Genomic DNA, 25,642 nt, shown 5'->3' with positions numbered 1-25,642 from the left:
GAATGGCCGAAAAATCCTTCGCCTTGAAAGTGACGCTGCTGTTCGTCGCCACGCTCACCATCATGGCCGGAACCACGGTCGCACCTTCGCTGCCGGCCATCGAGCAGACTTTCCTGTCGACGCCGCATGTGGATATCATGAGCCGCATGGTGCTGACGCTGCCCTCGGTCTTCGTGGCTTTCTGCGCGCCCATTGCCGGGGTGCTGGCGGATCGCTTCGGCCGCAAGCGGTTGCTGCTCGGCGCGATCCTGCTCTACAGCCTTTCCGGCATGTCCGGCCTTTTTGCCGAAAGTCTTACCGGCCTGCTCGTCGGGCGCGCCTTTCTGGGGCTGGCGATCGGCGCCATCATGACGATCGGCACGGCGCTGGTGGGCGATTATTTCGAAGGCCCGGCTCGGGAGCGTTATCTCGGCCTGCAACAGGCCTTTACCCAGATTGGCGGCGTGGTTTTTGTAGTGGCGGGCGGTTTGCTGGCGGATCTGCACTGGCGCGCGCCCTTCGCGGTCTATGCCGTCGCCCTGCTCATTCTGCCGGCGGCCCTGTTCTTTCTGACGGAACCGGTGAGGAGCGACAGCCGTATAAAAGCCGGCGGCGAACAGGACTTTGCGGTCAACTGGCTGCTGGTGGGTGTGCTGGCGTTGGCAGTATTCCTCGTCAATGCCCTGTTTTACACCATTCCCTCGCAATTGCCGTTCTTCCTGCGGGAGCTCGGAGTGTTTTCCGGCAGCATTGCGGGATACGCCATCGGCATTTTCAATCTGGCCGGGGCGCTGGCGGCGCTCAATTTCGGGCGATTGCGGGCAAGGGCCAGCGTGACCGCCATCATTGCCGCCGGGCTGGTGTCGATGGCGACGGGCTTTGCGCTGCTCGCCATGGCCGAAGGGCTGGTCGCCATGCTGTCATCGCTTGCGGTGGTGGGATTTGGCCTTGGCGTGGTGATGCCGGGCATCATGTCCACCACCATCATGCTGGCGCCGCTCGGACTGCACGGGCGTATCGCCGGCATCGTGACCGCTTCGATGTTTCTCGGGCATTTCATCTCGCCGCTGGCAAGCCAGCCATGGATTGCCCGCTTCGGTTTTGCCGCCGCCTATCGCGACATCGCCATGATATTCGCCGCCATGGCCGGACTGGCCGTCATGGCCGCCATCTTGCAGCGATGGATGGCCACGCGAAGGGCGCGGCCCTTTGCGCCGGGCGGTTGACGACCGGTCTCCGGGGCCAAAAAACACCCGTGCTTTGCCCGCCGTGGCGTGAAGGAATTGTAAAGTTTTTGACTATAATCATTTTATTGGAAAATAAACCGGGAGCGACGGCTGAAAATTCGCTCGCTTCCGCTTTTTTTCAGGGAATTTGGCCTGGCGTTTCCGCCTGCTGGCGGGCCACCGCGCCAACCGTGGTGAGCGGCCTCCCCGTATTGGAAGGGACAGGCGGTTTTCTGCGGCGCATGCATGATGCAGATGCGGCCAGAGCCTATGATGCGGCTAGCGAAGTCTCGATGATCGGGGCGTTCGACGTGCAATGTCAGTCTTGCCGAACACCTCCGGCACGGGGAAGGAGCGGTTTTTTTCAATGACGTGAGGCTTTCCGTGTCTTTTCTTCAAAACGCCAGTATCCGCACCAAAATCCTGTCGCTCATTCTTCCGCTCTGCATCGTCGGCCTTGGCGCCACGGCTTACATGGCCACCCACTACAAGCAAGCGGACACGGCCTACTCGTTTTTTATCGCCAATGACAACGCCGCTCTGGTGGAGCTTTCCCGTGCGAACCGTAACCTGCAGGCCATGGCCTATGGCGCCTATCAGGTCATGGCTTATGACGCCGGCAATCCTGACTTCAAGGTCGTCAAACATGAATATGAGACGGACCGGACGGCGTTGATATCGCGCCTGAAAGGGGTCAAAACCATTTTCCCGGAGGAAGCTCCGGCGCTGGACAAGCTGTTGAGCCAGGCTCAGGGCATTATCGCCTTGACCGACAAGGCCGTGGAATTCGGTTCGGCCAACCGTAATGCGGAATCCGCCGCCGAACTTCTGAAGGCCGACATCGTGATCCGCTCGACCGGAAACGAAATCGCCGCCCTCCTGGAAAAGCTTTCCAAGGGCGTCGTCGAAGGAAGCGACGAGCTGACGGACCAGACCAATTCCACCATCTTCACCTCGCTGGTGGTTGTCGGCATCGCTTTTGCGGTCGGCATCATTCTGGCGCTGTTCGTGGCGTCCCGTGGCATCACCACCCCTATCGCCCGCCTGCGCGAGCGGATGGTGTCGCTTGCCGGCGGCGAGACGGCAGCGGAAATCGACGGCATGGCGCGCCGGGATGAAGTGGGCCAGATGGCGAAGGCCGTGCAGGTCTTCCGCGAAAACGCCATCGAGCGCATTCGTCTCGAACAGGAAACCGAAGCCAATCGCAGCCTCTCGGAGAAAGACCGGATGGAGCGCGAACAGCAGAAGGCAAGGGAAGCGGCCGACGTCAAGTTCGCCGTCGACAATCTCGCAGCCGGTCTCTCCAAGCTTTCGGAAGGCGATGTTTCCTATCGCATCGGCCAGCCGTTCACCGCCACGCTCGACGCTGTTCGTAACGATTTCAACATGTCCGCCGAAAAGCTGCAGGCGGCCCTGACCAAGGTGGCCCAGAACGCCAGCGGCATCGGCGCGGGTGCGGACGAGATCAAATCGGCCGCCGACGATCTGGCCAAGCGCACCGAGCAGCAGGCTGCGGCTGTCGAAGAAACCGCCGCCGCTCTGGAAGAAATCACCACGACGGTCAGGGATTCCACCAAGCGTGCGCAGGAGGCGGGCCTGATCGTCAGCCGTGCCAAGGCGGGCGCCGAACAATCCGGCGAGGTGGTGCGCCGCGCCGTGGTCGCCATGGAGCAGATTGCGAAATCCGCCAATGAGATCAGCAATATCATCGGCGTCATCGACGAGATCGCCTTCCAGACCAACCTTCTGGCGTTGAATGCCGGCGTGGAAGCTGCCCGTGCGGGCGAGGCCGGCAAGGGTTTTGCCGTCGTCGCACAGGAAGTGCGCGAGCTTGCCCAGCGCTCCGCCCATGCCGCCAAGGAGATCAAGGCGCTGATCAACACCTCGAACGATCAGGTGCAGCAGGGCGTTCAGCTTGTGGGCGACACCGGCAAGGCGCTGGCGACCATCGTTTCGGAAGTGCAGGAAATCAACCGGCACGTCGTCTCCATCGTGGAGGCCGCGCAGGAACAGTCTTCCGGCCTGCAGCAGATCAATACGGCGGTCAACCAGATGGATCAGGACACGCAGAAAAATGCGGCCATGGTGGAAGAAACCAATGCCGCAAGCCACAGCCTCGCCAAGGAAGTGGCGTCGCTCAACCAGCTGCTCTCCCAGTTCAGGCTTGCTGACGGCGCCTATCAGCCAAAGAGCCAGCCTGCACCGGTCCGCGGCGCCGGTGGCAGCGACAAATATGTCGCCTCTCCGGTCCGCGCGCTGGGACGCAAGATCGCCTCGGCGTTTTCGGGCAACGCTGCTGTGGATACGGCAAAGGGCGACTGGCAGGAGTTCTGAGCGGCGATCCGCTTCCAGCATGCGTTTCGGCGGGGAGGCATCCCCGCCGGCGTTCAACGACGATGTGGTGCAATCGAAAGCCGTTCTGGCAAAATCGATGTCCACCGTGCGAAACGTAACATCTTCGCGACGGCTATATCATCCGCATCGGCAACCATCACCATGGGGTTCCCCGACACCGGTTCACGCGCGAAAACATCCATCTGATGAAATCTGAACTTTCCGCTGCCCGACCGGCGGGCGCTTACGGGCCGCTGGGGCCCTTTTCCTTCTTCGCCTGATCGTGATGCCACTTGATGGCGAAGAACATGCCCGTGCCCAACACGATAATCTTGAACGGAAAGAAGACCAAGGGGAACAAATCTACCCAATCCCATTCCATCATTTGAGTATTTCCAGTCTGTTACTTGATACAATCTATCGAGGATAGGGCTACCTCAAAACGGCTGCTTCAACAACGCCAATTCATGCCATCGGGCAGGGGCCTTTTGACGCAGCCCCAGCCGGATCGTTTCATCCGGCGCTCTCAATGTTACCCGCGAAACCGCAGGGTCTCGACGAACAGGCTGAAGGCGGCGGATGGATGCCGCCGGTGGGGATAATAGAGGTGATAGCCCGGCAGGTCGGGCGTGAACTTGCCGAGCACCCGCATCAGTCGGCCAGCATCCAGATGCGGCTGAACCTGATCGAGCGGCAGATAGGCGAGGCCGTGCCCGTCGAGTGTCGCGTCCAGAATAAGGTCGATGGTGTTGAGGACCAGAGGTCCGTCGATGCGAACGCGCGTCTCCCGGCCGCCGGGTGTGAGACGCCAGCCGTTCAGCGTGCCGGATGTCGGCAGACGCAGATTGATCGCACGATGATCGACGAGTTGCGATGGCGACGTTGGCGCCGGATGTTTCAGAAAGTAATCGGGTGAACCGGCAATCGCCATCGGCGTGTCCGGTCCGATGCGCATAGCGATCATGTCCTTCGCAATGTCGCCGCCGAGCCTGACACCCGCGTCGAAGCGGTCGGCAACGACATCGGCCAGACCGTAGTCGATGGTGATCTCCACCTTGATGTCGGGATTGTCCGGCAACAGCCGCTTCATTGCCGGAACGATGATTGTCTTGGCCGCGTGCTCCACGGTGGTGATGCGGATCGTGCCAGACGGTCGATCCCGCAGATCGCCGAGCGACGCGACGGCCACATCGAGATCGTGCAGCATGGGACCGAGCGTCGCGATCAGTCGCTCGCCCGCTTCGGTCGGCGCGACGCTCCGTGTCGTGCGCGACAAGAGCCGCACACCCAGCCTTTCCTCGATCCGCCGCACGATCTGGCTGAGGGCGGACTGCGCCATGCCGAGACGCGCCGCCGCCTTGGTGAAGCTGCGCTCCTCGGCGACGACGACGAACGCCGTCAGATCGGCAATCTCATCCCGCCTCATTCATCACTCCAGTGATAGGCCCAATATGAATTCCTTGTCTAATCGACACAATCTTTCTGACGTAGATTACCTCCATCGGCAAGCGGATACCCGGAAAGAATTTCAAACGGCCGCTGGCTCAACAGAAGGAGACTGGAAATGGGCAAGATCAGCTTCAGCAATTCGAACAACCCGACCATCGTCATGTCGGCCGTGATCAATTTCCCCGAAGGTTTCGATGAAACGAAAACCTGGCCGGCTATCGTCGTTTCGCATCCCGGCGGCGGCGTGAAGGAGCAGACCGCTGGCACCTACGCCAGCAAGCTCGCCGAACAGGGTTTCGTCACCATCGCCTTCGACCGCTCCTATCAGGGCGAGAGCGGCGGCGAACCGCGCCAGCTCGAAAATCCCTATGTCAGCACCGAGGATATCAGCGCCGTCATCGATTATCTGACCACGCTGCCTTACGTCGCGAAGGATCGGATCGGCGCGATGGGCATCTGCGCCGGTGCGGGCTACACCGCCAATGCCGCCATTCAGGATCGCCGCATCAAGGCGGTCGGCACGGTGAGCGCGGTCAATATCGGTTCGATGTTCCGCAATGGCTGGGAAAACACCGTCAGGTCTATCGACGCGCTGCCCTATGTCGAGGCGGGATCGAACGCCCGCACGACGGACGCCGCAGGCAAGGGTTACGCCACCATGCCGCTCGCGCCGCTGACCGAAAAGGACGCGCCGAACGAAGAGCTGCGGCAGGCCTGGGAATATTACCACACGCCGCGCGCCGAGTGCGCGACCGCGCCGGGCTTCGCAACGCTGCGCAGCCTCAATCAGATCATCACCTACGATGCCTATCACATGGCCGACGTTTATCTGACGCAGCCGATCCAGATCGTCGCCGGCAGCGTGGCGGGCAGCAAGTGGATGAGCGACGACCTCTTCGACCGTGCTGCGAGCACGGACAAGGCGTTTCACATCGTCGAAGGGGCCAATCACATGGACCTCTATGACGGACAGACATTCGTCGATGAGGCGGTTTCGGTTCTGGCGCCGTTCTTCAAGGCGAAGCTCTCCGCCAACGCCACGGCTGCGCAGGCCGCCGAGTGACGAAACTGGCGTGCATCGGGACGGGCTTACCCCCCGATGCCGCCCTCACCGAGAGGAAACGATCATGGAATCCGTGAAAATCCAGAACCGCGACATGGCCTGGCACATCGCCGCCAATATCCAGTTCCCGCCGAATTTCGATGCAGCCAGGAGCTGGCCGACGATCATCGCCGTTCATCCATTCGGAAGCTGCAAGGAGCAGACTTCAGGCAATGTCTACGGCAAGGCGCTCGCCGAACAGGGCTTTGTCGTCATTGCCTATGACGCGAGCTTCCAGGGCGAATCCGGCGGTGAGCCGCGCTGGATCGAGGATCCGACCCAGCGGGTCGAGGACATCAGCCACGTTATCGACTATGCGGTTACACTGCCCTATGTCGACGCCGACCGGATCGGCGTGATCGGCATCTGCGGCGGCGGTGGCTATGTGTTGAACGCCACGCTGACCGAAAAGCGCATCAAGGCCGTCGTCGCGATCACCCCGGTCAATATCGGCCGGCTGTTCCGCGAGGGCTTCAGCAATTACGATCCGCTCGGAGCGCTTGAAGCGATGGCGGCGCAGCGAACCAAGGAAGCGCGCGGCGGCGAATTGCAGGTCAACGAACTTCTCCCCGCCAGCCCCGATGCGGCGCGGGCCGCTGGCCTTACCGAACGCGACGTGTTCGAGGCGACCGACTACTACAAGACGCCGCGCGGCCAGCAGCCCGGCGGCTGGACGCGCATGCTGTTCAGCCATGCCCAGAACACGCTCGGTTGGGACGCCTTCGCCTTTGCCGAGATGCTGATGACCCAACCGATGATGGTGGTGATCGGCCAGAAGGTCGGCGCCTTTGGCGCCTATCGTGACGGGATGGAAATCTACGGCCGTGCCACAGCCTCAAGGGACCGGCAGATCGTCTCGCTGGAGAACTGGTCTCACTACGATCTTTACGACAAGCCCGAGCCCGTCGACCTCGCACTGCAAAAGCTGGTGCCGTTCTTCAAGACGCATCTGAACGGGGCGGCAGGGCAATGACCAAAACTCTCATTCTGGGGGCGAGCGGCCAAATCGCTCGCCACGTCGTTCAGGATATTGCGGGCGATGATGGTATCGGCATGACACTGTTCATGCGCGATGTCGGCCAATCCTCGTGTCAGCGCACCGGTACGGCTTGGTCTTGCCGGCGCGGTCCGCTGCCATACCTGCGTCTGAAAAGCTTGATCAGCGGCCGTTCGAACAGGAAATGCGCAAAGACCGACACCGTCAGCGCAACGACGATGATGACGACCCCTGCGAGAAGTCCAGGCGCCAGTATCTTATGGACGATTGAAATCACCAGGCCATGCAGAAGATAAAGGGCGTAGGATGAATCCCCGACAATCTCGATGGGTTTAAACAGGCGTTTTGGCCACAATCCGGCGTTCTCAAGCCACACGCATCCGGCCACAAGGAAAAAGGCAGGCACGCCCCACGTCATCAGGCGCAGCATTCCGGATTGCTCGCTTATCAGGGCTGCGGCAACGAAACCCGTCAATGACACGACAAGCGCAGCGATACCCGCTTGCATTCCCTGGAACATGAAGCGCGACAGCAGGAGGCCGCCAAGAAATTCCAGCAAAAGCGGCGATGTCCAGGTCTGCATGAAGGGGGATTGCCAGTTGAAAACCTGTCCTGCCAAAGCCATGGCGGACAGGATGCCGACCGTCACAGCCAGCGGCGCGCGCAAAGCAAGTCCAAGCGCGAAGACAATATAGAAGAACATTTCCAGATTTAGGGTCCAGCCCACGACCAACAGGGGAACCACCTCGCCGTTGTCGCCTGCATATGGAATAAAAAACAGCGATTTCCATAAATGTTCGAGCGTGAAGGTGAAGGTTGAGAAAACGCCCGCCATCGCACCGACACACATTACCAGGGTCACGGCCCAGTATAGGGGCACAATACGGACCAGCCTATGATATAAAAACGCTCCCGGCCCCGCCGTTGCCGCGAACGATCCCATGATGAGGCCGGAGATGACAAAAAAGACATCCACACCGGCCGCTCCAATCGTAAACGGTTCGCCGATTATATGAAACAGCAAGACCGAAAACGCCGCGAGCGCCCTCAGAGACTGGATGGAATAAACCTTTTGCATTGCCACTCCTGAAGTACTCAACCGTTCACGTCCTTCGCTTCAAGTGCAGACAGAGGCAACGCGGCGCATCATGTCGAAAAAGTCACCGGATTGTCGTAGTTACGATGCTCACAAGAATTTATGATGTATACGTTCAAAAAATACCTAAAATCTGAAGAGCACGTGATTAGAGTTGTTCTTCCTGGATACAGCCATCGCACATGCAATTGAATAAACGTACCGGTCATGGACGTTTATATGCCGCGACATAGTCGATTTTGACAGTGTTGGGATAATCTGCGGGATCTGGTGTCCCCGGCCAATCGCGTCCCACCGACGGGTCGTCGAGTTGAGTTGCCCCACATATTCAAGAATGTCGGTTTCGCCTCCGCAGGGCCAGTACATGCCGCAGGTTCCCCAAGTCTCGAATGAAAGCAGCCTCTAGTTGAAATTCAATAAGCCCGAACTGGTATCTTCCAGTCAAGTGATGAGTTGGGAGTTCGTCGCAAAGGCTCCGCTTTTTATCTAGAGGCCCCAAAAGGGCTAACTCGACTCCTGATCCGCACACTGTTTGATTGCAAGAAAGCGCCTGCTTCTCCGCTTACGCTCCTTTCTTTCATGAAGGCATTGCTATTCATCCGTGCATTCGGAATAACTAAAAAATAGGATTTTGGCGGGATATTCATGTTACCGGAATGAAGCATCGGGTACGATGTGGCACGCATGAAAAAAGACAGAGAAGCCCCCCTTATGGCTGCAGCGCACGAAGAACAGGCGCGTGGATATTGGCGGAATACACTGTTCTATGTGACGTTCCTTTATTTCACGGTCGGCTTCTCGCCCTATGTTTCGCTTTCCTCGACCTATCAGGGCTCCGCCATGGCGGCTGGGTCCAACCTGCTGAACCAGCTCACCGCGATCATTCTGCTTTTCAGTTTCATGGTATTCATGGCGAGGGAACGTTCGCTTTCCCTCGCCTTCACGCCGCGTCTGCTGATGGCGGCGATTTTCGGCTGGTTTGTCTTCACCTCGCTGGTGGGCGAGGCGCCGGCGTTTTCGCTGCGGCGGCTTGCCATGTGCGCCATCATCTGTGTGCTTGCCGGCGGCTTTCTGCAATTGCCACGCACGGAGCGGCATTTCACCACGCTGCTTGCCGGGTGCGTGATGATTATCCTGTTTCTGTGTTACTTCGGCGTCATCGTCCTGCCGTCGCGATCTATCCATCAGGCAAGCGACGCGCTGGAGCCGCTTCTGGCGGGTAACTGGCGCGGGGTTTTCCAGCACAAGAACGAGGCTGCCTCGGTCATGGCGGTGCTGATTATCGTGGCGATTTATCTCTGCCGGCGCTGGTCCTTCGTCGGCGGCCTGCTGGTGCTGCTGTTATCGCTGTTCTTCCTGATCAAGTCAGGCGGCAAGACGGTGCTCGGCCTGATGCCGATCGTCGTCGCGTCGGGCTGGTTTATCGTGCACTGGCCCCAGTGGCGTTATGTGGTCTTGGCCCTGCTTCTGTTGGTCTTCACCGTCGTGACCGTCGGCACCACGGTCGACCCGGTGTTTTCGCAGATGCTGACGAGGATGGGTGTCGATGCCAGCTTTACGGGCAGAACCGATATCTGGGTCGTCGCCATCGATTACATCCGCAAAAGTCCGATCCTCGGATATGGCTATCAGGCCTTTTGGCGCAGCGACGCCCTGATGTCGAGCTTCACCGAAAACAATAGCTGGGCGACGACCGCGCCGGCTTCCCACAGTGGCTATTTCGACCTGCTGCTTGCAGGCGGCATCCCAGGCCTTGGGCTAGTGCTGATGTGGATTTGCCTGCTGCCGCTTCACTATCTCGGCAAAATGGATGACACCACGCGCAATAGCCCGCTGACGCGGCTTTATGTCGGCGTCTGGCTTTATGTTCTACTCTACGGCTTTCTGGAAACGCTATTCTTGCTCAGCTCGGGCTTCGTCTGGTTTTTTCTCCTCGTGGCGGTAATGGGCCTGCATCTGCAGGCGAACGCCAGCCTTGCCGAAGACGAGGTGGAGGCGAAACCTGTCCTGACCGGCAGCGACGCGGTTATGTAATTAAAAGCTTGATTCAATGTCGCCTGGATCACGCGGCGCGGCTTCGAGCAGATGCGACCCATCGGCTGTGTCGAGCGCGAGCGCGTACAGTAAATGTGCGATCGGCGATGTTGCCTGAAGCCATATGACGATGTCTGAAATTGCTTATACCATGGCCTCAGAAGCGTTGGCCTCCAAGCGTATCGAAGAGCAAGCTGCTCAAGGCTTCATGCTTGGTTACTCGAAAATCAATAGATAGTTGATTTCTGCGTCGACACATAAGCGCGGATTCGTGATCCCTGAAGACATTAGATTTTTTCGCGCTACCCGCACTCATAAAGCCGGATTGTGAAACCATAAACGCGGACTAAGAGAGATCCAGAACCCATAAGTGCGGATTCGGCATTTCGCCCTCGAATCGCAGGGTTTTCTTTCAAAAGGGTGATCCAATCAGGGGGAGCAATCAAGTCCCGACGGAGGGGGCCGAGGGGTTGGCAACCGAAGCTAGCCGAGCCCTGTTACGCTGACTACGGATCCAATCAGACTGGAATGGGGATCAAATCAATATCGCCGAACCCTCTGAGCCAAAGCCGTTTGAAACCGAGTTTCGCCAAATCGACGTTAATTTCCGACGTGAACGGCCCCAGGTAAGTCGCGGCATCGAAGCCTGTGAATCCTACATTGGCGGCCTTCATCGCCTTGAAGACTTTGCAGACTGCCGAAACGGATACGGGCAACAGATCAAGGTAGACTTGATGCGAGGGGTAACGCTCCCGCGACGCCCGCTCACGAATGTTTGGTAGGGCCAGTCCCTCGTTTATCAGCTTGAAACGCTTCTCCGCTCTACTGCTGTTGCCGAAGGTATCGAGAAACGGTGAGCCGACCGCGGGATCCAGACGTGAGTCCAAGTCATCTAGCCGCACGTAATGCGACATCATAATCGCACCGCCGTGGGTAGTTGGGTGACTTGCAAGCAGAAACGACGCGCCGCCCCATCGTTGCAGTCCGTCTTGAATATGCAGGCGATGGTTAAGTGTGCGAAAAAGCGGGTGGTTGCGGTGATGGATTGCATTCCGGATCGCGATCAGAAGCGAAGTGTCGGCATGATCGAAGTACGGAAAGAGATCCTTCGACACGTCGTAGAGGGTGTGAAATGTCTCCAGCTTCATTTCGAATGCGCGATCCACATTGTCGATCGCTTCCTCTCGGTCGACTTTGAATATCCCTGGAAAGTGCAGGGTCGTTTCGCCGAATATGCGCATGGAGTTTGCAAGGTTACTAATCGCACCCTCGATGATGCTATTCTCGGTCAAAGCTGCCTCATCCATTTTACCGGCCGCTCGGATTCTCCCAACTAGGCTCGAATCCTTGAAGGCCTGCGTCGCATTTCCAGCGATACCCGGATGGATCCCTCGCCGGCGCAAATGCACTAAATGATCATCTATCGGGTTCTGGGCGGAACTTCCATAGGTGCCGATAGGACGCTCGGTGTGTCTTGGCTCATACCCATAATCCCGCTTCGCCTTATGTGGCGAGTTAGAAGAAGATTCATGCTGATGTCGGGAAGGGAAGCGGGCAACTTGTCTGTCGATATTTACCTGCCGTGATTCATCTGGGTCGCAACGCCCGAAGCAAAGGAAGCATAATAGCCTATCGGATTGTCCCTGCTGACGAGTCCATGCTTGCAGAGATCGAAGCTTGGTTGGACATAGAGGAAGCCAACTACCAGCGGGCGTCTCAAGAATGGGAAGAGGCAGATTATGAGGGCAAGGCACCCGTGCGCGGTTTCCGGTGCAACTGGGACTCTGCCGTCAAGGGATGGAGAATGATTTTAGTGGCGCACCCGACAGGATTCGAACCTGTGACCTTTGGAATCGGAATCCAACACTCTATCCAGCTGAGCTACGGGTGCAGCGGTCACGCTTGAATCGCGTGCAGCGGTTGGTTCATACCCCAGCTTTGTTTTCGCATCAATGTCTAAAAATCAGAGATTTGCGAAACGTTGCCTGTTTTTGGGCGGAGCCCGGCGTGGGGGCTGTTTTGGGGTGGTCGCGGGTCTTTCAGCGGTGGCAGGGCGATGCGTCGTTTGACGTATTGTCTTTTTGCCGCAATAGGGTTTCCCTTATAAGTAGTATGTTATTCCCGGGTCGGGCCGCTGTTTTGCCGCTTTCACGAAGAGACGGTCGGATGAGGGCAACGCCTTTCAAATACGGCGCGGGACGCGATTTTATCCCCTCAAAATTGGCGGGTAAATAGTCATACTTTTTTCGTTCGCCGGGTGGCGATCCGGAGTCCGGGTTTGCTTTGCCGGCGATTAACTGTCAAATTATTATACAATATTAGTATCATCTACATTTATTTGGGATACAGTTTCGTGACGTTGTCGGTTATGATTTCGACAAGGTAAAGGAACGAATCAGGCGGGGGATCGGATGGCTTTGCGATTGGCACACAGCAACGGGCCGCGGACGGAAAAGGCCGAAAGCGGCAGCGCGGAAGCGGCGCATATCACGGCTATCGACTATGGGTTGCTGACGACTGCGATCAGCTATCATTTGCGGCACTCGCAACTTGCCGTGGCAAACGGTTTTGCCGATGTGCTGGCGGAGCAGGGATTGCGGCCGGCCGATTTTTCCGTTCTCGTCATCGTCGGCGGCAATCCGGGCCTCAAGCAGAGCGATGTGGCGGAAGCGCTCGGCATACAGCGCGCCAATTTCGTCGCCATCGTCGACAGCATGGAAGAGAAGGGACTGCTCGTCCGCCGCAAATCGGAAGAGGACAGGCGCGTTCATTTCCTCGACATGACGGAGGAGGGCAGCAGCCTTCTCGACCGGCTTTCCAACACCTGGCGGGATCGTGAGGAAAAGCTGATCGACAGGATCGGCGGCAAGAAGGCCCGCGATCAGCTTCTGGCGCTGCTCGGACGCCTGCGCGACTGACCTTCGGCGAGAGCGGGGGCAATCCAGGCACAGGCCGCCGCAGGGTGCTGCCTGTGACGCAGATGTTGCGTCTTGCCATTGCCTTCGGCACCGGCGACGGTCTTCCTGCGCGGGTCTTTCACGCCAGCCTGATCGGCAGCGGGGCTGAATTGCGTTGCAATTTTCCTGTGAAACCGCCAAGACGCATAAGCATCTTCACGCCTTTGGGTGTGGAACCGCAATCATGCGATCGACTGGAAAGGCCCGGGACGGGAACGCCATGCTGAATATCGATACGAGTCATCCGCTTTATCGTCCCCTGTGGGTCCGGTTGCTCATCGTCGGCTTTTGCGCCGCATGGGCCGTCATCGAATTCGTCAATCGCGAGTTTTTCTGGGGAACCATCGTTGCCGGCATCGGCGCCTATGCGGCGTATGAATTGCTGCTGAAGTTCAAACCCGCAGGCGATGCTCCCAAAAGCGGAAATGGCGCGGATGAGCCTGCCGCCGAAAGCGCGCCCACCGACAAGAACGATGCGGGCTGAAGCGCCGCCTGTCTTTCGTTTCATGTATTTTGCGAGATAAGGCCGTCCGGCACTTTTACCGGAAATGCTCCCGCGCCCGCAGCATCCGTATCGCCTGGTCGATCAGGAGATTGGCCGCTGTCATGCGCAGCGTCGCGTTGTGCCGGAACTGCGGTTTCACCCGGTCGGGATGATTGAGGCGGGCAAAGGCGCGGCGCTTTTCCGCAAGCGTTGCGGCCGTGTCGGTGTCGTGGATCGCCAGTTCCGCCGAAACATCGGCAAGCGACGTCTTTTCGAGATGGGCCGGCATCGGTTCCGGTTCGGGCTTCGGCTCCGGTTCGGGCGGTGGCGCGGGGTCGGCCAGGAAGGCGAGATAGGCATCGAGATTGCCGTTCGCGGGCGGCGGCGTTTCAATATGTGTATCGATGACGAAGCCCGAGCTGAAACCGGCAATGCGGTGACCGGCGGGCGGTGGCGGCTCCGCGCCTTCCTCTTCCGTTTCTTTTTCGTGTTTCAGCCTGTCGACGACCGACTGGAAAACGGATTGTCCGAAGAGCATGCGGCTTTTCCCTCGCCGGTCTGACTATCCGGCCTTTATGGATCATGAAGGTGGTGTCTGGCTTGCCGCCGTCACGGGCCGGTCAGCTTGCGGCTTTCATCCAGAACCAGATCGTAAAGCAGGCGGGCGCTGGGCGGCAAAACACGGCCCTTGGTCGTAATGATGCTGTATGGCTTTACGACGAGTTCGAAATCCGTCGGCAATATCCGGGTTCGGCCGATATCGGCCTGCTGGCCGGCAACGAATTCGGCCATGTCCTGCGCGATTGGGGCGATGGCATCCGTGTTGCAGACTAGCGCAAGGGTGAGCACCACGGATGGTGTGTTGATGACGTTGCGCGGCATGGCGACGCCGTGGGTGAGGAACACATCCTCCATGGTTCTGCGCAAGAGCGCGCCGGGCGGCTGGAAGACCCAGTCGTAACCGGAGAGATCCTGCAGTGTCACGGGCTCGCCGCGAAGCAGCGGGTGGCCTTCGCGCACCACGAGACAGGCGCGCTCTATGCCGATTTCATGGATGGAAAAGAGGCCGGGATCGAAATCGTCCGGTATCCGGCCGATGATGAAATCGTGCCGGGCCGCCAGCAGTTCGCGGGCCAGCACGTTGCTGCTTTCCACCTGCACGTTGATTTCGATGCCGGGATAGGTGTCCATGGCGCGCCTGATGGCGGGAACCACGAGGCTGATCGCCGGCGCGGTGACGGCGCCGATATAGACCGAGCCGCCGCTGCCGGATTTCATCTGGTTCAGCTCGCGGCTCGCCTCGCGCAGTTCCAGCAATATGGTGCGCGCCCGCCGCGCCAGCGCCTCGCCGAATTTCGTCAGCACCACGCCGCGCGAGGCTCGCTGACAAAGGGGTGATTTGACGATCGCCTCCATTTCCGAGAGCATGCGCGAGGCTGCGGGCTGCGTCATGTTCATGGCGGCGGCGGCCGCGCTGACCTGCCCGTGCTCCTCGATCATGACCAGCATGCGCAGGTGGCTCATCTTCAATCCGGCCCGCAGCAAAGGGTTGTCCTCAAAGACGAAAAGGGCATCCGTTGTTTGCGCCTGCTCATACACTTTTTGGTTGTTCATCCGTGGTTTTATACCCCTCATCGGTTTTTGTATCGATTTAATATATCATAATTGATATATGGAAACTGATTTATTCTATTTGACAGTTATATGGATTCAGAACAATTTGCGGAATGCCGGGGAGGAGCGGCAGCTGTTCTGTTTCGCAATTGCGAAATCGGAGTGAGCGCAATGCGGCTTCTTCCTCTGACGGCATGAATTTCATGGTGCACCGCAGCACGCGGGCTCCAGAGAAGGGCTCAAGGGAGAGAGTTAATGAAGTCCATTATTTCGCTGATGGCAGCTTGTGCCATCGGTGCTGCTTCTTTCGCAGTGCCGGCTTTCGCACAGGACAAGGGTTCCGTTGGTATCGCCATGCCGACCAAGTCGTCCGCACGCTGGATCGACGACGGCAACAACATCGTGAAGCAGCTTCAGGAAGCCGGTTACACGACCGACCTGCAATATGCCGATGACGATATTCCGAACCAGCTTTCCCAGATCGAAAACATGGTCACCAAGGGCGTCAAGGTCCTGGTGATCGCATCGATCGACGGCACGACGCTGTCGGACGTCCTGAAGCAGGCCGGCGAGCAGGGCATCAAGGTCATCGCTTATGACCGCCTGATCCGCAACAGCGGCGACGTCAGCTACTACGCCACCTTCGACAACTTCCAGGTTGGCGTTCTGCAGGCGACTTCGATCGTCGACAAGCTCGGCCTGAAGGATGGCAAGGGCCCGTTCAACATCGAGCTCTTCGGCGGCTCCCCGGACGACAACAACGCCTTCTTCTTCTATGACGGCGCGATGTCGGTTCTGCAGCCTTACATCGACAGCGGCAAGCTCGTCGTGAAGTCCGGCCAGACCGGCATGGACAAGGTCGGTACGCTGCGTTGGGACCCGGCAACGGCCCAGGCCCGCATGGACAACCTGCTGTCGGCCTATTACACCGACGCCAAGGTTGACGCCGTTCTGTCGCCTTACGACGGTCTCTCCATCGGCATCATCTCCTCGCTGAAGGGCGTTGGTTATGGCACGAAGGACCAGCCGCTGCCGGTCGTTTCCGGTCAGGACGCTGAAGTTCCTTCCGTCAAGTCGATCATTGCCGGCGAACAGTATTCCACCATCTTCAAGGACACCCGCGAACTCGCCAAGGTGACCGTGAACATGGTCAACGCCGTTCTGCAGGGCAAGGAGCCGGAAGTGAACGACACCAAGACCTATGAAAATGGTGTCAAGGTCGTTCCGTCCTACCTGCTGAAGCCGGTTGCAGTGACCAAGGAGAACTACAAGCAGGTTCTCGTCGATGGCGGTTACTACAAGGAAGACCAGCTGAAATAAGCTCGACACACATGCGGGGATGGCTTGGCGTCATCCCCGTTTTTCCATAAAAATAAAAACGCCGGAATTAATCGGGCGCTGGATTGCGATATGGCCAATACCATTCTCGAAATGCGGAACATCACCAAGACGTTTCCGGGCGTGAAAGCGCTTGAGAACGTCAACCTCAAGGTTAAAGAGGGTGAGATCCACGCACTCGTCGGTGAGAACGGCGCGGGGAAGTCGACCTTGATGAAGGTCCTTTCCGGTGTTTACCCCGCCGGCACCTATGAGGGCGAAATCCACTATGAAGGCGCTGTGCGGAATTTTCGCGCCATCAACGACAGTGAAGATATTGGTATCATCATCATTCACCAGGAGCTGGCGCTTGTGCCGCTTCTGTCGATTGCGGAAAACATCTTCCTTGGCAACGAGGTCGCTTCGAGCGGCGTCATCAGCTGGCAGCAGACCTTCAACCGTACCCGCGAACTTTTAAAGAAGGTGGGCCTGAAGGAATCGCCGGAGACGCTGATCACCGATATCGGTGTGGGCAAGCAGCAGCTGGTCGAAATCGCCAAGGCGCTGTCGAAGAGCGTGAAGCTGCTCATCCTCGATGAGCCGACGGCTTCGCTCAACGAAAGCGATTCCGAGGCGCTGCTGAACCTGCTGATGGAATTCCGCAAGCAGGGCATGACCTCGATCATCATCACCCACAAGCTGAACGAAGTGCGCAAGGTGGCCGACCAGATCACCGTTTTGCGCGACGGCATGACGGTGAAGACGCTCGACTGTCATCAGGAAGAAATCAGCGAGGATGTCATCATCCGCAACATGGTGGGGCGCGATCTCGAGGATCGTTATCCGCCGCGCGACGTGCCGATCGGCGAGACCATTCTCGAAGTGAAGAACTGGAACGCCTATCACCAGCAGCACCGCGACCGCCAGGTTCTGCACGATATCAACGTTACCGTGCGCAAGGGCGAAGTCGTCGGCATTGCCGGTCTGATGGGTGCCGGGCGCACCGAATTCGCCATGAGCGTGTTCGGCAAGTCCTATGGCCACAAGATCAGCGGCGAAGTGCTGATCGACGGCAAGCCGGTCGATGTCAGCACCGTGCGCAAGGCCATCGATGCCGGTCTGGCCTATGTCACGGAAGACCGCAAGCATCTCGGTCTCGTGCTCAACGACAATATTCTGCACAATACCACGCTTGCCAATTTGGCCGGCGTGTCGAGTGCCAGCATCATCGACGATATCAAGGAAATGAAGGTAGCGAGCGATTTTCGCACGCGCCTGCGCATCCGCTCGTCGGGGATTTTTCAGGAAACGGTCAATCTTTCGGGCGGCAACCAGCAGAAGGTCGTGCTCTCCAAGTGGCTGTTCTCCAATCCCGACGTGCTGATCCTCGATGAACCGACCCGCGGTATCGATGTCGGCGCGAAATACGAAATCTACACCATCATCAACCAGCTCGCTGCCGACGGCAAAGGCGTTCTGATGATCTCATCGGAAATGCCCGAACTGCTCGGCAATTGCGACCGCATCTACGTCATGAACGAAGGCCGCATCGTCGCTGAATTGCCGAAGGGAGAGGCGAGCCAGGAAAGCATCATGCGCGCTATCATGCGCTCAGGGGAGAAGAACTCATGAGTTCGGCAAACACAACAAACGAAGAAAGTAACGTCATCTCGGTCGGGTCGTATATTCGCTCCAATATCCGCGAATACGGCATGCTGATCGCGCTCGTCGCCATCATGGTTTTCTTCCAGTTCTACACCGGCGGCATCCTGTTTCGCCCTGTGAACCTGACCAACCTCATCCTGCAGAACTCGTTCATCGTCATCATGGCGCTGGGCATGCTGCTCGTCATCGTGGCCGGGCATATCGACCTTTCGGTCGGCTCCATCGTCGCCTTCGTCGGCGCGATAGCGGCCATATTGACCGTGCAATGGGGCATGAACCCGTTCCTTGCGGCGCTGATTTGTCTCGTTATCGGCGGCATCATCGGTGCTGCACAGGGTTACTGGATCGCCTATCACCGCATTCCGTCGTTCATTGTGACGCTGGCGGGCATGCTGGTGTTCCGCGGCCTGACGCTGTTCGTGCTCGGCGGCAAGAACATCGGTCCGTTCCCGACCGATTTCCAGATCATCAGCACCGGCTTCCTGCCCGATATCGGCGGCATTGAAGGTCTCAACACCACCTCGATGATCCTGACGGTACTGATTACCGTCGTGCTGTTCTATCTCGCATGGCGCCGTCGCGTCGTGAATGTGAAGCACGGTATCGATGTCGAGCCTTTCGGTTTCTTCATCGCCCAGAACGTGCTGATCTCGGCCGCGATCCTGTTCCTCGGCTACCAGCTTTCCACCTATCGCGGCCTGCCCAACGTGCTGATCGTGATGCTTGTTCTCGTTGCGCTCTACAGCTTCGTGACCCGCCGCACCACCATCGGCCGTCGCATCTACGCCATGGGCGGCAATGAAAAGGCGACCAAGCTTTCCGGCATCAATACCGAGCGCCTGAGCTTCCTCACCTTCGTCAACATGGGCGTGCTGGCCGGTCTTGCCGGCATGATCATCGCGACACGCCTCAACTCGGCGACGCCGAAGGCGGGTGTGGGCTTCGAGCTTGACGTTATCGCGGCCTGCTTCATCGGCGGCGCTTCGGCATCCGGCGGCGTGGGCAAGATCACCGGCGCGGTCATCGGCGCCTTCATCATGGGTGTCATGAACAACGGCATGTCGATCGTCGGCCTCGGCATCGACTTCCAGCAGATGGTCAAGGGCCTCGTGCTGCTCGCCGCCGTGTTCTTCGACGTTTACAACAAGAACAAGGGCTGATTGCCCAACCCACATAGCAAGTCAAAAAAGTGGCCGGTTTCCGGCCACTTTCATAAGATGCAGGCGTTATGCGCCGCGTAGAAGAGATAAAGGCGCGTTGCGCCGGAGGAAGGAAATCCCGTGCTTATTTCACAGATCAAGGATGCCAGTGGCAAGATCACCGTAGCCGTTCGCGAAGAAGGCGGACAGGCGCACGCCGTCAAGGGTGCGGCGTCGGTTTATGCGCTTGCCATGGAAGCCGCCAATGGCGGCAAGAGCCTTGCCGATGTCATTTCCGCTTATGGTCTTGGCGATGCCGTCGATCTCGAAAAGGCCTATGCCGAAGGTCGTTTCCTGCCGCCGATCACCCATCCCGATCCGGCGCATCTGCATCTGACCGGCACGGGCCTTACCCATCTGGGTTCGGCCGCGACCCGCGACAGCATGCACAAGAAGACCACGGAAGCGGCGGAAGAAAGCCTGACGGACTCCATGAAGATGTTCCGCATGGGTCTCGAAAACGGCAAGCCCAAGGCCGGTGAAAAGGGCGTTCAGCCCGAGTGGTTCTACAAGGGCAACGGCCATGTGGCGGCAGCACCGGGCGCGGCGCTCACCTCTCCGTCCTTCGCGCTCGATGGCGGCGAAGAGCCTGAGATGGCTGGCATCTACGTGATCTCCGATAAGGGCGAAGCGGTGCGCATCGGTTTTGCCGTTTCGAACGAGTTTTCCGATCACGTCACCGAGCGGATCAACTATCTCTACCTCGCCCATTCCAAGCTGCGCCCGGCAAGCTTCGGCCCGGAAATCCGCGTCGGCGCCCCGCCGTCGGATATTCGTGGCACCTCGCGCATCCGCCGCGGCGACAAGGTTATCTTCGAAAAGCCGTTCGTTTCGGGCGAGGACAACATGTCCCACACCTTCGCGAACCTCGAATATCACCACTTCAAATACGGCCTGTTCCGCGCGCCCGGCGACGTGCATGTGCACATGTTCGGCACTGCGACGCTTTCCTTCGCAGAAGGCATCAAGCCGGAAGCGGGCGACGTCTTCGAGATCGAAGCCGCCGGCTTCGGCCTGCCGCTGAAGAACCCGCTGGCCGTGGATTCGGAAGAAGAGATCACCGTTCGCCAGATCTGATCTGCGGACTGCGCGTGAAAAATGGTCGGGGGTGGGTCATCCCTCCCTCGACGTCATCCTCGGGCTTGTCCCGAGGATCTGCGACCTAGTGATTTTACGCGACCTGGATAGATCGTCGGGACGAGCCCGAGGATGACGCCAGATGATAGCTCTTTCATCCCGTTATCCCTTTGTGTGTCGGGCAACTTTCAGGCGCTTGCCTCACCCGAACCCCCACAGCTTGCCTTCCCCAACCTCCACCGAATTACCAGCGGGATCGCGGATATATACGGAATAGCTGTCATTCGGCCAGCGGTGATAATGTTCGATGGGAATTCCGAGCGCTTCGAAGTGCGCCTTCCAGCCGTCCACCCCCGACTTGTCCCTGGCGTAAAAGCAGAAATGACCTTGCCCCACCGCACCGTGGCGGGGGATCGGATTGTCGGGGTCGGCCCGGCGGGATTGCTCGGGGTCGAAGAGCAGCAGCATCTGCTGCCCGCATCGGAAGAAGATGAATTGCCCCGGCAGCTTGCGCACCACTTCCAGCCCGAAAACATCCCGGTAAAAGGCTTCGGCGGCGTCGAGATCGTCGGTGTAGAGCGCGGTTTCCATAATGGCGGTTGGCGGTTGCATGGTTCCTCCCGGCGGTTCAGGGGTTTCCGGCGGCGGATCGCGGCGGAAACCTATTTGTCTGTTGTGTAGGTCAGCACCGTCAGGTCGTGTTTGCCGACGCCACGTTCCAGAACGGTCCAGCCGCAGTTGACATAATAGGCTTCGAGACCCCGTTGGCAGCAGAGATAGCTGGTCTCGTGGCCAAGTTCGGCTGCCCTTTGCGTCGCGGCCTGCATCAAGGCTCGCGCCACGCCCGAGCGCCGGCGGTCTTCTTCCACCCACAGGGCTGCGACCCAGGGCAGATATTGCGGACGCTCTTCCAGATCGCAATGGATGAGGAAGGCGGAGCCGACATAATCGCCGCCGTCATGGGCGACGAAGCCGGTAGGCAACGTATGAGGGTTGGTCATGTCCTTCAGGTGATCGGCGACGTCGCCTACCTGAAGGCCGCTATCCTGCCACCATGCCGTCCAGACCCGTTCGGCGATGACGGGTCCATGCGACTGGCAGTCGCGATAGTCGGAAATGCTGTACAAGGCCGTCTCCCGGCCGGCTTTCCTCCCGCAGGCTGAAGCCGGATCATGCTTTCAAATCGATGCGGGGATTAAACCGGGTGGGACGGGGTTTCGCAACCGTCAAGTTGTCGCGCCGGATCAGGGTTTCGTTGCCGTCACATGCAGCCATGCGGTCGGGAGCTGGTCGTAACCGCTGCCCTGCCGCGCTTCGATCTCCACCGCCGCCCAGTCAAACCGTCCGTAAACGTCTTCCAGCCAGGGCTTCGAAGGGTAATTATAATAACGGCCGAACATGTCGCGGCCTTCCGCTTCTCCGGCCTTGAAGCTGGCATAAAAGACGCCGCCCTTCCTCAGCGCGGTGTGGATGCGGCCGATAATGCCCGGCAGGGCAGGGCGAGGCACATGCAGCAGGCAGGCATTGGCCCAGACGCCGTCATATCGCGCACTCTCATCGATATCCTCGAACAGCAATGTCCGGACGGGAATGCCGAGTCGGGCTTGCGCCGCTTTGGCGATTTCAGGCGTTCCGTCGGTGGGGTGGACATCGTAACCGGCGGCCAGCATGAATTCGCTGTCCTGTCCACCGCCGCATCCCAGTTCGAGAATGCTTGCACCCTCTTGTAGCCGCGCCAGGAATGTTTCCAGATGCGGGCGATCCGCCGCCTGCCCGCGCGACGTGTAGGCCGCGGCGTTACCCGTATAAAAGCCGATTGTGTCGTCGTCCCTGCCGGCCATCGTCTCAGCTTTGCGACTGGCTCTGGCCCTGCGATTGCTGCACGGTGACCGACACATTCAGGGTCTCACCGGCCGGGCCGATCCGCATGCCCGATATCGGCGCGCAATCGCGGTAGCAGAGGCCCGATGCGATGCGGACATAGCGGTCGTCGGGGCAGATATTGTTGGCGGCGTCGAAGCCCACCCAGCCCAGCCCCTGAAGATGGACTTCGGCCCAGGCATGGGTGGCCGTCTGTTCCTCCACCTCTTCCATCATCAGATAACCGGAAACGTAACGGGCGGGCAGGCCCATCAGCCGGGCAGCGGAAATCAGGATATGGGCGTGGTCCTGGCAGACGCCCTTGCCCGCTTCCAGCGCCGTTTCCGCGGTGGTTTCGATATCGGTCGCGCCCGGCACATACTCCACCTTGCGGTGAATATTTTCCATGAGGTCGTGCAGGCGGGCCAGCTCGCTGTCGCCGGCGCTCACCTTCACCAGTTCGCGCACGAGCTTTCCCGGTTTGGTGCGCGGCGTCTCGCGCAGGAAAAGCCACAGCGGCGCATTGCCGATGTGGTAACCGAACACGCCGGCCTTGTCCTCGGTGTTTACGGTGCCGCTCGCCACCACCTTCACCCGCTGCTGCGGGCCTTCCGTTTCCACCAGCGCAACGCGGTTGCCGAAATGGTCGTCATAGGTCACTTCGACGGTGGCGCCATCGACCGAGACATCCCAGTTCTCCACCGTCTGGCCCGGGCCGGTCTGCGGCGTCAGGCGCAGCCGCTGCAACGCATAGGGCATCGGCTCGTCATAGACATATTCCGTCGTATGGGTGATTTTCAGACGCATAAGCTGTCCCCGTCCACGCGCTTATTGATAGAAGCGGTAGCCTTCCGTGATTTCCTGTCCCAATTGTCCGTTGCGGTTGACAAATCTCTCAAGAAATTCGTGCAAGCCTTCATCCATCACCCGGCTGATGGTGGTCGCGCGCAGGCTGTCGCGAATGCTCTCGGCCGTGTCGTGCGCCTTGTGCCTCTCGCTGTAATCCTCGGCGATGTAATTGAGGTTGCTGGCGATCTTTTCATAACAATAGGCCAGCGAGCGCGGCATGCGGCCATTGAGAATGAGAAAGTCGGCAATGTTGGAGGGCTTGTATTCCGCATCGTAGACCCAGCCATAGGAGCGGTGCGCCGAGACCGAACGCAGGATGGATTCCCACTGCGCATTGTCGAGCGAGGAGCCGACATGCGCCACCGCCGGCAGCAGCACGTAATATTTCACGTCCAGAATGCGGGCGGTGTTATCGGCGCGCTCGATGAAGGTGCCGATGCGGGAGAAATTATAGAGATCGTTGCGCAGCATCGAACCGTGGAAGGCGCCGCGCACCAGACCGGCGCGATGCTTGATGACATCGATGGTCTGCGGCAGTTCGGCATGATTGAGCTTGCGGCCGAGGATGTTTTTCAGCTCGATCCAGAATTCGTTGGTGGCTTCCCATGTCTCGCGCGTCAGCGCCGTGCGGACCATGCGGGCATTGTTGCGGCCTGCCTCGATGCACGACATGACGCTGGACGGGTTTGCCTTGTCCCGCAGGAGGTAATCGATCGCATTGGCTGCCGTTACCTTCTCGCGCGTTTCGAGAAAGGCTTCATGAACGCCCGCACTTTGCAACACGCCGTCCCAGTCCTCATCGCCGCTGCCGCTGCGCGTCAATGAAACGCGCAGGCCCGCATCGATCAGCCGGGCGATGTTTTCAGCGCGCTCGATGTACCGGAACATCCAGTAGAGCCCGTTTGCCGTTCTGCCCAGCATGGCTTAATCCTCCAGTACCCAGGTATCCTTGGTGCCGCCGCCCTGGCTGGAATTGACCACCAGCGAGCCCTTTTTCAGCGCCACGCGGGTCAGGCCGCCGGGAATGATCTGCACCTTGTCCGAGACGAGCACATAGGGGCGCAGATCGACATGGCGCGGCGCGATGCCGTTCTTCACCATGATCGGCACGGTGGACAGCGACAGCGTCGGCTGCGCGATGTAATTGGCGGGACGGGCTTTGAGCTTTTCCGCAAACAGCGCCCGTTCGCGTTTCGTCGCCGTGGGGCCGACCAGCATGCCGTAACCGCCCGAACCGTGAACTTCCTTGACGACGAGGTCGGCGAGGTTGTCCAGCACGTATTTCAGGCTGTCCGGCTCCGAACAGCGCCAGGTCGGCACGTTTTCCAGAAGCGGCTTGCGGCCGGTATAGAACTCGACGATTTCGGGCATGTAGGAATAGATCGCCTTGTCGTCGGAAATGCCGGTGCCCGGGGCATTGGCGATGGTGATGTTGCCGGCGCGGTAGACATCCATGATGCCGGGAACGCCAAGCGCCGAATCCGGCCGGAAGGTCAGCGGGTCGAGGAAGTCGTCATCGACGCGACGGTAAAGCACGTCGATGGCCTCATAGCCACGTGTCGTGCGCATCTTCACCTTGCCGTCCATGACGCGAAGGTCGGAACCTTCCACCAGCTCCACGCCCATCATGTCGGCGAGGAAGGAATGTTCGTAATAGGCGGAATTATAGATGCCGGGGGTCAGCACCGCGACGCGTGGTTTGCCGGTGCAGCCGGGCGGGGCGAGCGAAGCAAGCGACTGGCGCAGCAGATAGGGGTAATCCTCCACCCGCCGCACGCGGTTTTCGTGGAAGAGTTCCGGGAACATCTGCATCATCGTCTCGCGGTTTTCCAGCATGTAGCTGACACCTGACGGCGTGCGGGCATTGTCCTCCAGAACGTAGAACTGGTCTTCGCCGGTGCGGACGATATCCGTGCCGACAATATGGGTGTAGACGCCGCCGGGCGGGGTGAAACCGATCATTTCCGGCAGGAAGGCTTCGTTTTTCTCGATGATTTCGCGGGGGATGCGGCCGGCGCGGATGATTTCCTGTTTGTGGTAGATATCGTCGAGGAAAGCATTGAGGGCGAGGACGCGCTGTTCGATGCCCTGGGCCAGTTTGCGCCACTCCCGTCCGGAGATGATGCGCGGGATGATATCGAAGGGGATCAGTTTTTCTGAACTGTCGGCGTGGCCGTAGACTGCGAAAGTAATACCGGTTTTTCGAAAGATGTTTTCCGCGTCTTTTGATTTCTGGATCAGGTGCGCCCTGTCCTGTCGGCTGTACCACTCGTTATAGTTTTCATATGGGCTTCGCGGCGTGTCGTCCGCATTTATCATTTCGTCAAATGCCAACTTCGATGTCCCCTTTTTTGCCATATGAATACAACGCCAAATGCAATGCAAGAACTATGCGGAGCTCCT

Annotated in this window: 23 protein-coding genes and 1 tRNA gene; 11 read left to right on the top strand and 13 right to left on the bottom strand. The window is 59.1% G+C overall.

Annotation, left to right across the window (positions count from 1 at the left end; genetic code table 11):
- Positions 1-2: 2 nt before the first annotated feature.
- Positions 3-1,205, top strand: a complete 1,203-nt coding sequence (locus CFBP4996_RS10185) for an MFS transporter (protein ID WP_080851031.1) — start codon at positions 3-5, stop codon at positions 1,203-1,205.
- A 384-nt stretch (positions 1,206-1,589) separates the two neighbouring features.
- Entirely contained in the window at positions 1,590-3,539 is a 1,950-nt protein-coding gene (locus CFBP4996_RS10180; protein WP_080853106.1) for a methyl-accepting chemotaxis protein, read from the top strand.
- 244 nt (positions 3,540-3,783) lie between these two features.
- Here CFBP4996_RS10180 and CFBP4996_RS10175 read toward each other — a convergent pair whose 3' ends face one another.
- Positions 3,784-3,924: a hypothetical protein gene (locus CFBP4996_RS10175; RefSeq protein ID WP_104679577.1), complete on the bottom strand. Its 141-nt coding sequence runs from the start codon at positions 3,922-3,924 to the stop codon at positions 3,784-3,786.
- Positions 3,925-4,071: 147 nt separating this feature from the next.
- Positions 4,072-4,965, bottom strand: coding sequence for a LysR family transcriptional regulator (locus CFBP4996_RS10170; RefSeq protein ID WP_080851033.1), 894 nt, complete (start codon positions 4,963-4,965; stop codon positions 4,072-4,074).
- A gap of 138 nt (positions 4,966-5,103) precedes the next feature.
- On the opposite strand from CFBP4996_RS10170, the gene CFBP4996_RS10165 reads away from it, so the two are divergent.
- Together CFBP4996_RS10165 and CFBP4996_RS10160 are read left to right on the top strand one after the other, a co-directional pair.
- The gene (locus CFBP4996_RS10165) at positions 5,104-6,051 is read left to right on the top strand and encodes an alpha/beta hydrolase (RefSeq protein ID WP_080851034.1); all 948 of its coding nucleotides are present in this window, start codon (positions 5,104-5,106) and stop codon (positions 6,049-6,051) included.
- Positions 6,052-6,115: 64 nt separating this feature from the next.
- On the top strand, positions 6,116-7,063 hold the full coding sequence (locus tag CFBP4996_RS10160; RefSeq protein ID WP_080851036.1) for an alpha/beta hydrolase: 948 nt from the start codon (positions 6,116-6,118) through the stop codon (positions 7,061-7,063).
- A gap of 118 nt (positions 7,064-7,181) precedes the next feature.
- Here the strand turns inward: CFBP4996_RS10160 and uppZ are convergent, their stop codons facing one another.
- Positions 7,182-8,165 (bottom strand): polysaccharide biosynthesis acyltransferase UppZ, encoded by a 984-nt coding sequence (gene uppZ / locus CFBP4996_RS10155; RefSeq protein ID WP_080851038.1) that lies wholly within the window; start codon positions 8,163-8,165, stop codon positions 7,182-7,184.
- 729 nt (positions 8,166-8,894) lie between these two features.
- On the opposite strand from uppZ, the gene uppW reads away from it, so the two are divergent.
- On the top strand, positions 8,895-10,217 hold the full coding sequence (gene uppW, locus CFBP4996_RS10150; RefSeq protein WP_162935826.1) for a Wzy-type polysaccharide biosynthesis protein UppW: 1,323 nt from the start codon (positions 8,895-8,897) through the stop codon (positions 10,215-10,217).
- 518 nt (positions 10,218-10,735) lie between these two features.
- On the opposite strand, the gene CFBP4996_RS10145 is transcribed toward uppW, so the two are convergent.
- Both CFBP4996_RS10145 and CFBP4996_RS10140 read right to left on the bottom strand, forming a co-directional pair.
- Positions 10,736-11,524: a hypothetical protein gene (locus CFBP4996_RS10145; protein WP_233283545.1), complete on the bottom strand. Its 789-nt coding sequence runs from the start codon at positions 11,522-11,524 to the stop codon at positions 10,736-10,738.
- 507 nt (positions 11,525-12,031) lie between these two features.
- Positions 12,032-12,108: transfer RNA gene (locus tag CFBP4996_RS10140), tRNA-Arg, on the bottom strand.
- Between the two features lie 520 nt (positions 12,109-12,628).
- On the opposite strand from CFBP4996_RS10140, the gene CFBP4996_RS10135 reads away from it, so the two are divergent.
- Both CFBP4996_RS10135 and CFBP4996_RS10130 read left to right on the top strand, forming a co-directional pair.
- Positions 12,629-13,135: a MarR family winged helix-turn-helix transcriptional regulator gene (locus CFBP4996_RS10135; RefSeq protein ID WP_003520548.1), complete on the top strand. Its 507-nt coding sequence runs from the start codon at positions 12,629-12,631 to the stop codon at positions 13,133-13,135.
- Positions 13,136-13,394: 259 nt separating this feature from the next.
- Positions 13,395-13,658, top strand: a complete 264-nt coding sequence (locus tag CFBP4996_RS10130; RefSeq protein ID WP_080851043.1) for a hypothetical protein — start codon at positions 13,395-13,397, stop codon at positions 13,656-13,658.
- A 55-nt stretch (positions 13,659-13,713) separates the two neighbouring features.
- On the opposite strand, the gene CFBP4996_RS10125 is transcribed toward CFBP4996_RS10130, so the two are convergent.
- A complete protein-coding gene (locus tag CFBP4996_RS10125) occupies positions 13,714-14,196 on the bottom strand; it encodes a hypothetical protein (protein WP_080851045.1) in 483 nt (160 codons plus the stop codon).
- A 71-nt stretch (positions 14,197-14,267) separates the two neighbouring features.
- Positions 14,268-15,272, bottom strand: coding sequence for a LysR family transcriptional regulator (locus tag CFBP4996_RS10120; protein WP_020808912.1), 1,005 nt, complete (start codon positions 15,270-15,272; stop codon positions 14,268-14,270).
- 255 nt (positions 15,273-15,527) lie between these two features.
- Between CFBP4996_RS10120 and chvE the strand changes: the two genes are divergently transcribed.
- The 4 genes from chvE (at position 15,528) to araD1 (ending at position 20,530) form a co-directional block, all read left to right on the top strand.
- Positions 15,528-16,592 (top strand): sugar ABC transporter substrate-binding protein ChvE, encoded by a 1,065-nt coding sequence (gene chvE / locus CFBP4996_RS10115; protein WP_003520542.1) that lies wholly within the window; start codon positions 15,528-15,530, stop codon positions 16,590-16,592.
- A gap of 90 nt (positions 16,593-16,682) precedes the next feature.
- On the top strand, positions 16,683-18,221 hold the full coding sequence (gene gguA / locus CFBP4996_RS10110) for a sugar ABC transporter ATP-binding protein GguA (RefSeq protein ID WP_003520541.1): 1,539 nt from the start codon (positions 16,683-16,685) through the stop codon (positions 18,219-18,221).
- On the top strand, positions 18,218-19,414 hold the full coding sequence (gene gguB, locus CFBP4996_RS10105) for a sugar ABC transporter permease GguB (protein ID WP_080851050.1): 1,197 nt from the start codon (positions 18,218-18,220) through the stop codon (positions 19,412-19,414). Before gguA ends, gguB begins: the two co-directional genes overlap by 4 nt.
- 120 nt (positions 19,415-19,534) lie before the next feature.
- Positions 19,535-20,530, top strand: a complete 996-nt coding sequence (araD1, locus tag CFBP4996_RS10100; protein WP_080851052.1) for a 2-keto-3-deoxy-L-arabinonate dehydratase AraD1 — start codon at positions 19,535-19,537, stop codon at positions 20,528-20,530.
- Positions 20,531-20,731: 201 nt separating this feature from the next.
- On the opposite strand, the gene CFBP4996_RS10095 is transcribed toward araD1, so the two are convergent.
- From CFBP4996_RS10095 to CFBP4996_RS10070, 6 genes are all read right to left on the bottom strand, one after another.
- Positions 20,732-21,142 carry a VOC family protein gene (locus tag CFBP4996_RS10095; RefSeq protein WP_080851055.1) on the bottom strand — a complete coding sequence of 137 codons (411 nt, stop codon included), beginning with the start codon at positions 21,140-21,142 and terminating at the stop codon, positions 20,732-20,734.
- Positions 21,143-21,192: 50 nt separating this feature from the next.
- Entirely contained in the window at positions 21,193-21,657 is a 465-nt protein-coding gene (locus tag CFBP4996_RS10090) for a GNAT family N-acetyltransferase (protein ID WP_080851058.1), read from the bottom strand.
- Between the two features lie 117 nt (positions 21,658-21,774).
- Complete coding sequence (locus CFBP4996_RS10085) at positions 21,775-22,371, bottom strand: class I SAM-dependent methyltransferase (RefSeq protein ID WP_080851061.1); 597 nt, start codon at positions 22,369-22,371, stop codon at positions 21,775-21,777.
- Positions 22,372-22,375: 4 nt separating this feature from the next.
- Positions 22,376-23,197 carry a transglutaminase family protein gene (locus tag CFBP4996_RS10080; RefSeq protein WP_003520534.1) on the bottom strand — a complete coding sequence of 274 codons (822 nt, stop codon included), beginning with the start codon at positions 23,195-23,197 and terminating at the stop codon, positions 22,376-22,378.
- A 21-nt stretch (positions 23,198-23,218) separates the two neighbouring features.
- A complete protein-coding gene (locus CFBP4996_RS10075) occupies positions 23,219-24,160 on the bottom strand; it encodes an alpha-E domain-containing protein (protein ID WP_059754302.1) in 942 nt (313 codons plus the stop codon).
- 3 nt (positions 24,161-24,163) lie between these two features.
- Complete coding sequence (locus CFBP4996_RS10070) at positions 24,164-25,573, bottom strand: circularly permuted type 2 ATP-grasp protein (protein ID WP_162935827.1); 1,410 nt, start codon at positions 25,571-25,573, stop codon at positions 24,164-24,166.
- Between the last annotated feature and the right edge of the window lie 69 nt (positions 25,574-25,642).

The sequence above is a fragment of the Agrobacterium leguminum genome, assembly GCF_005144435.2.
In the GTDB taxonomy this organism is placed as follows: domain Bacteria; phylum Pseudomonadota; class Alphaproteobacteria; order Rhizobiales; family Rhizobiaceae; genus Agrobacterium; species Agrobacterium leguminum.
The sequence above is the reverse complement of the archived record's forward strand: the minus strand, read 5'-3'. Positions and strand labels throughout refer to the sequence as shown.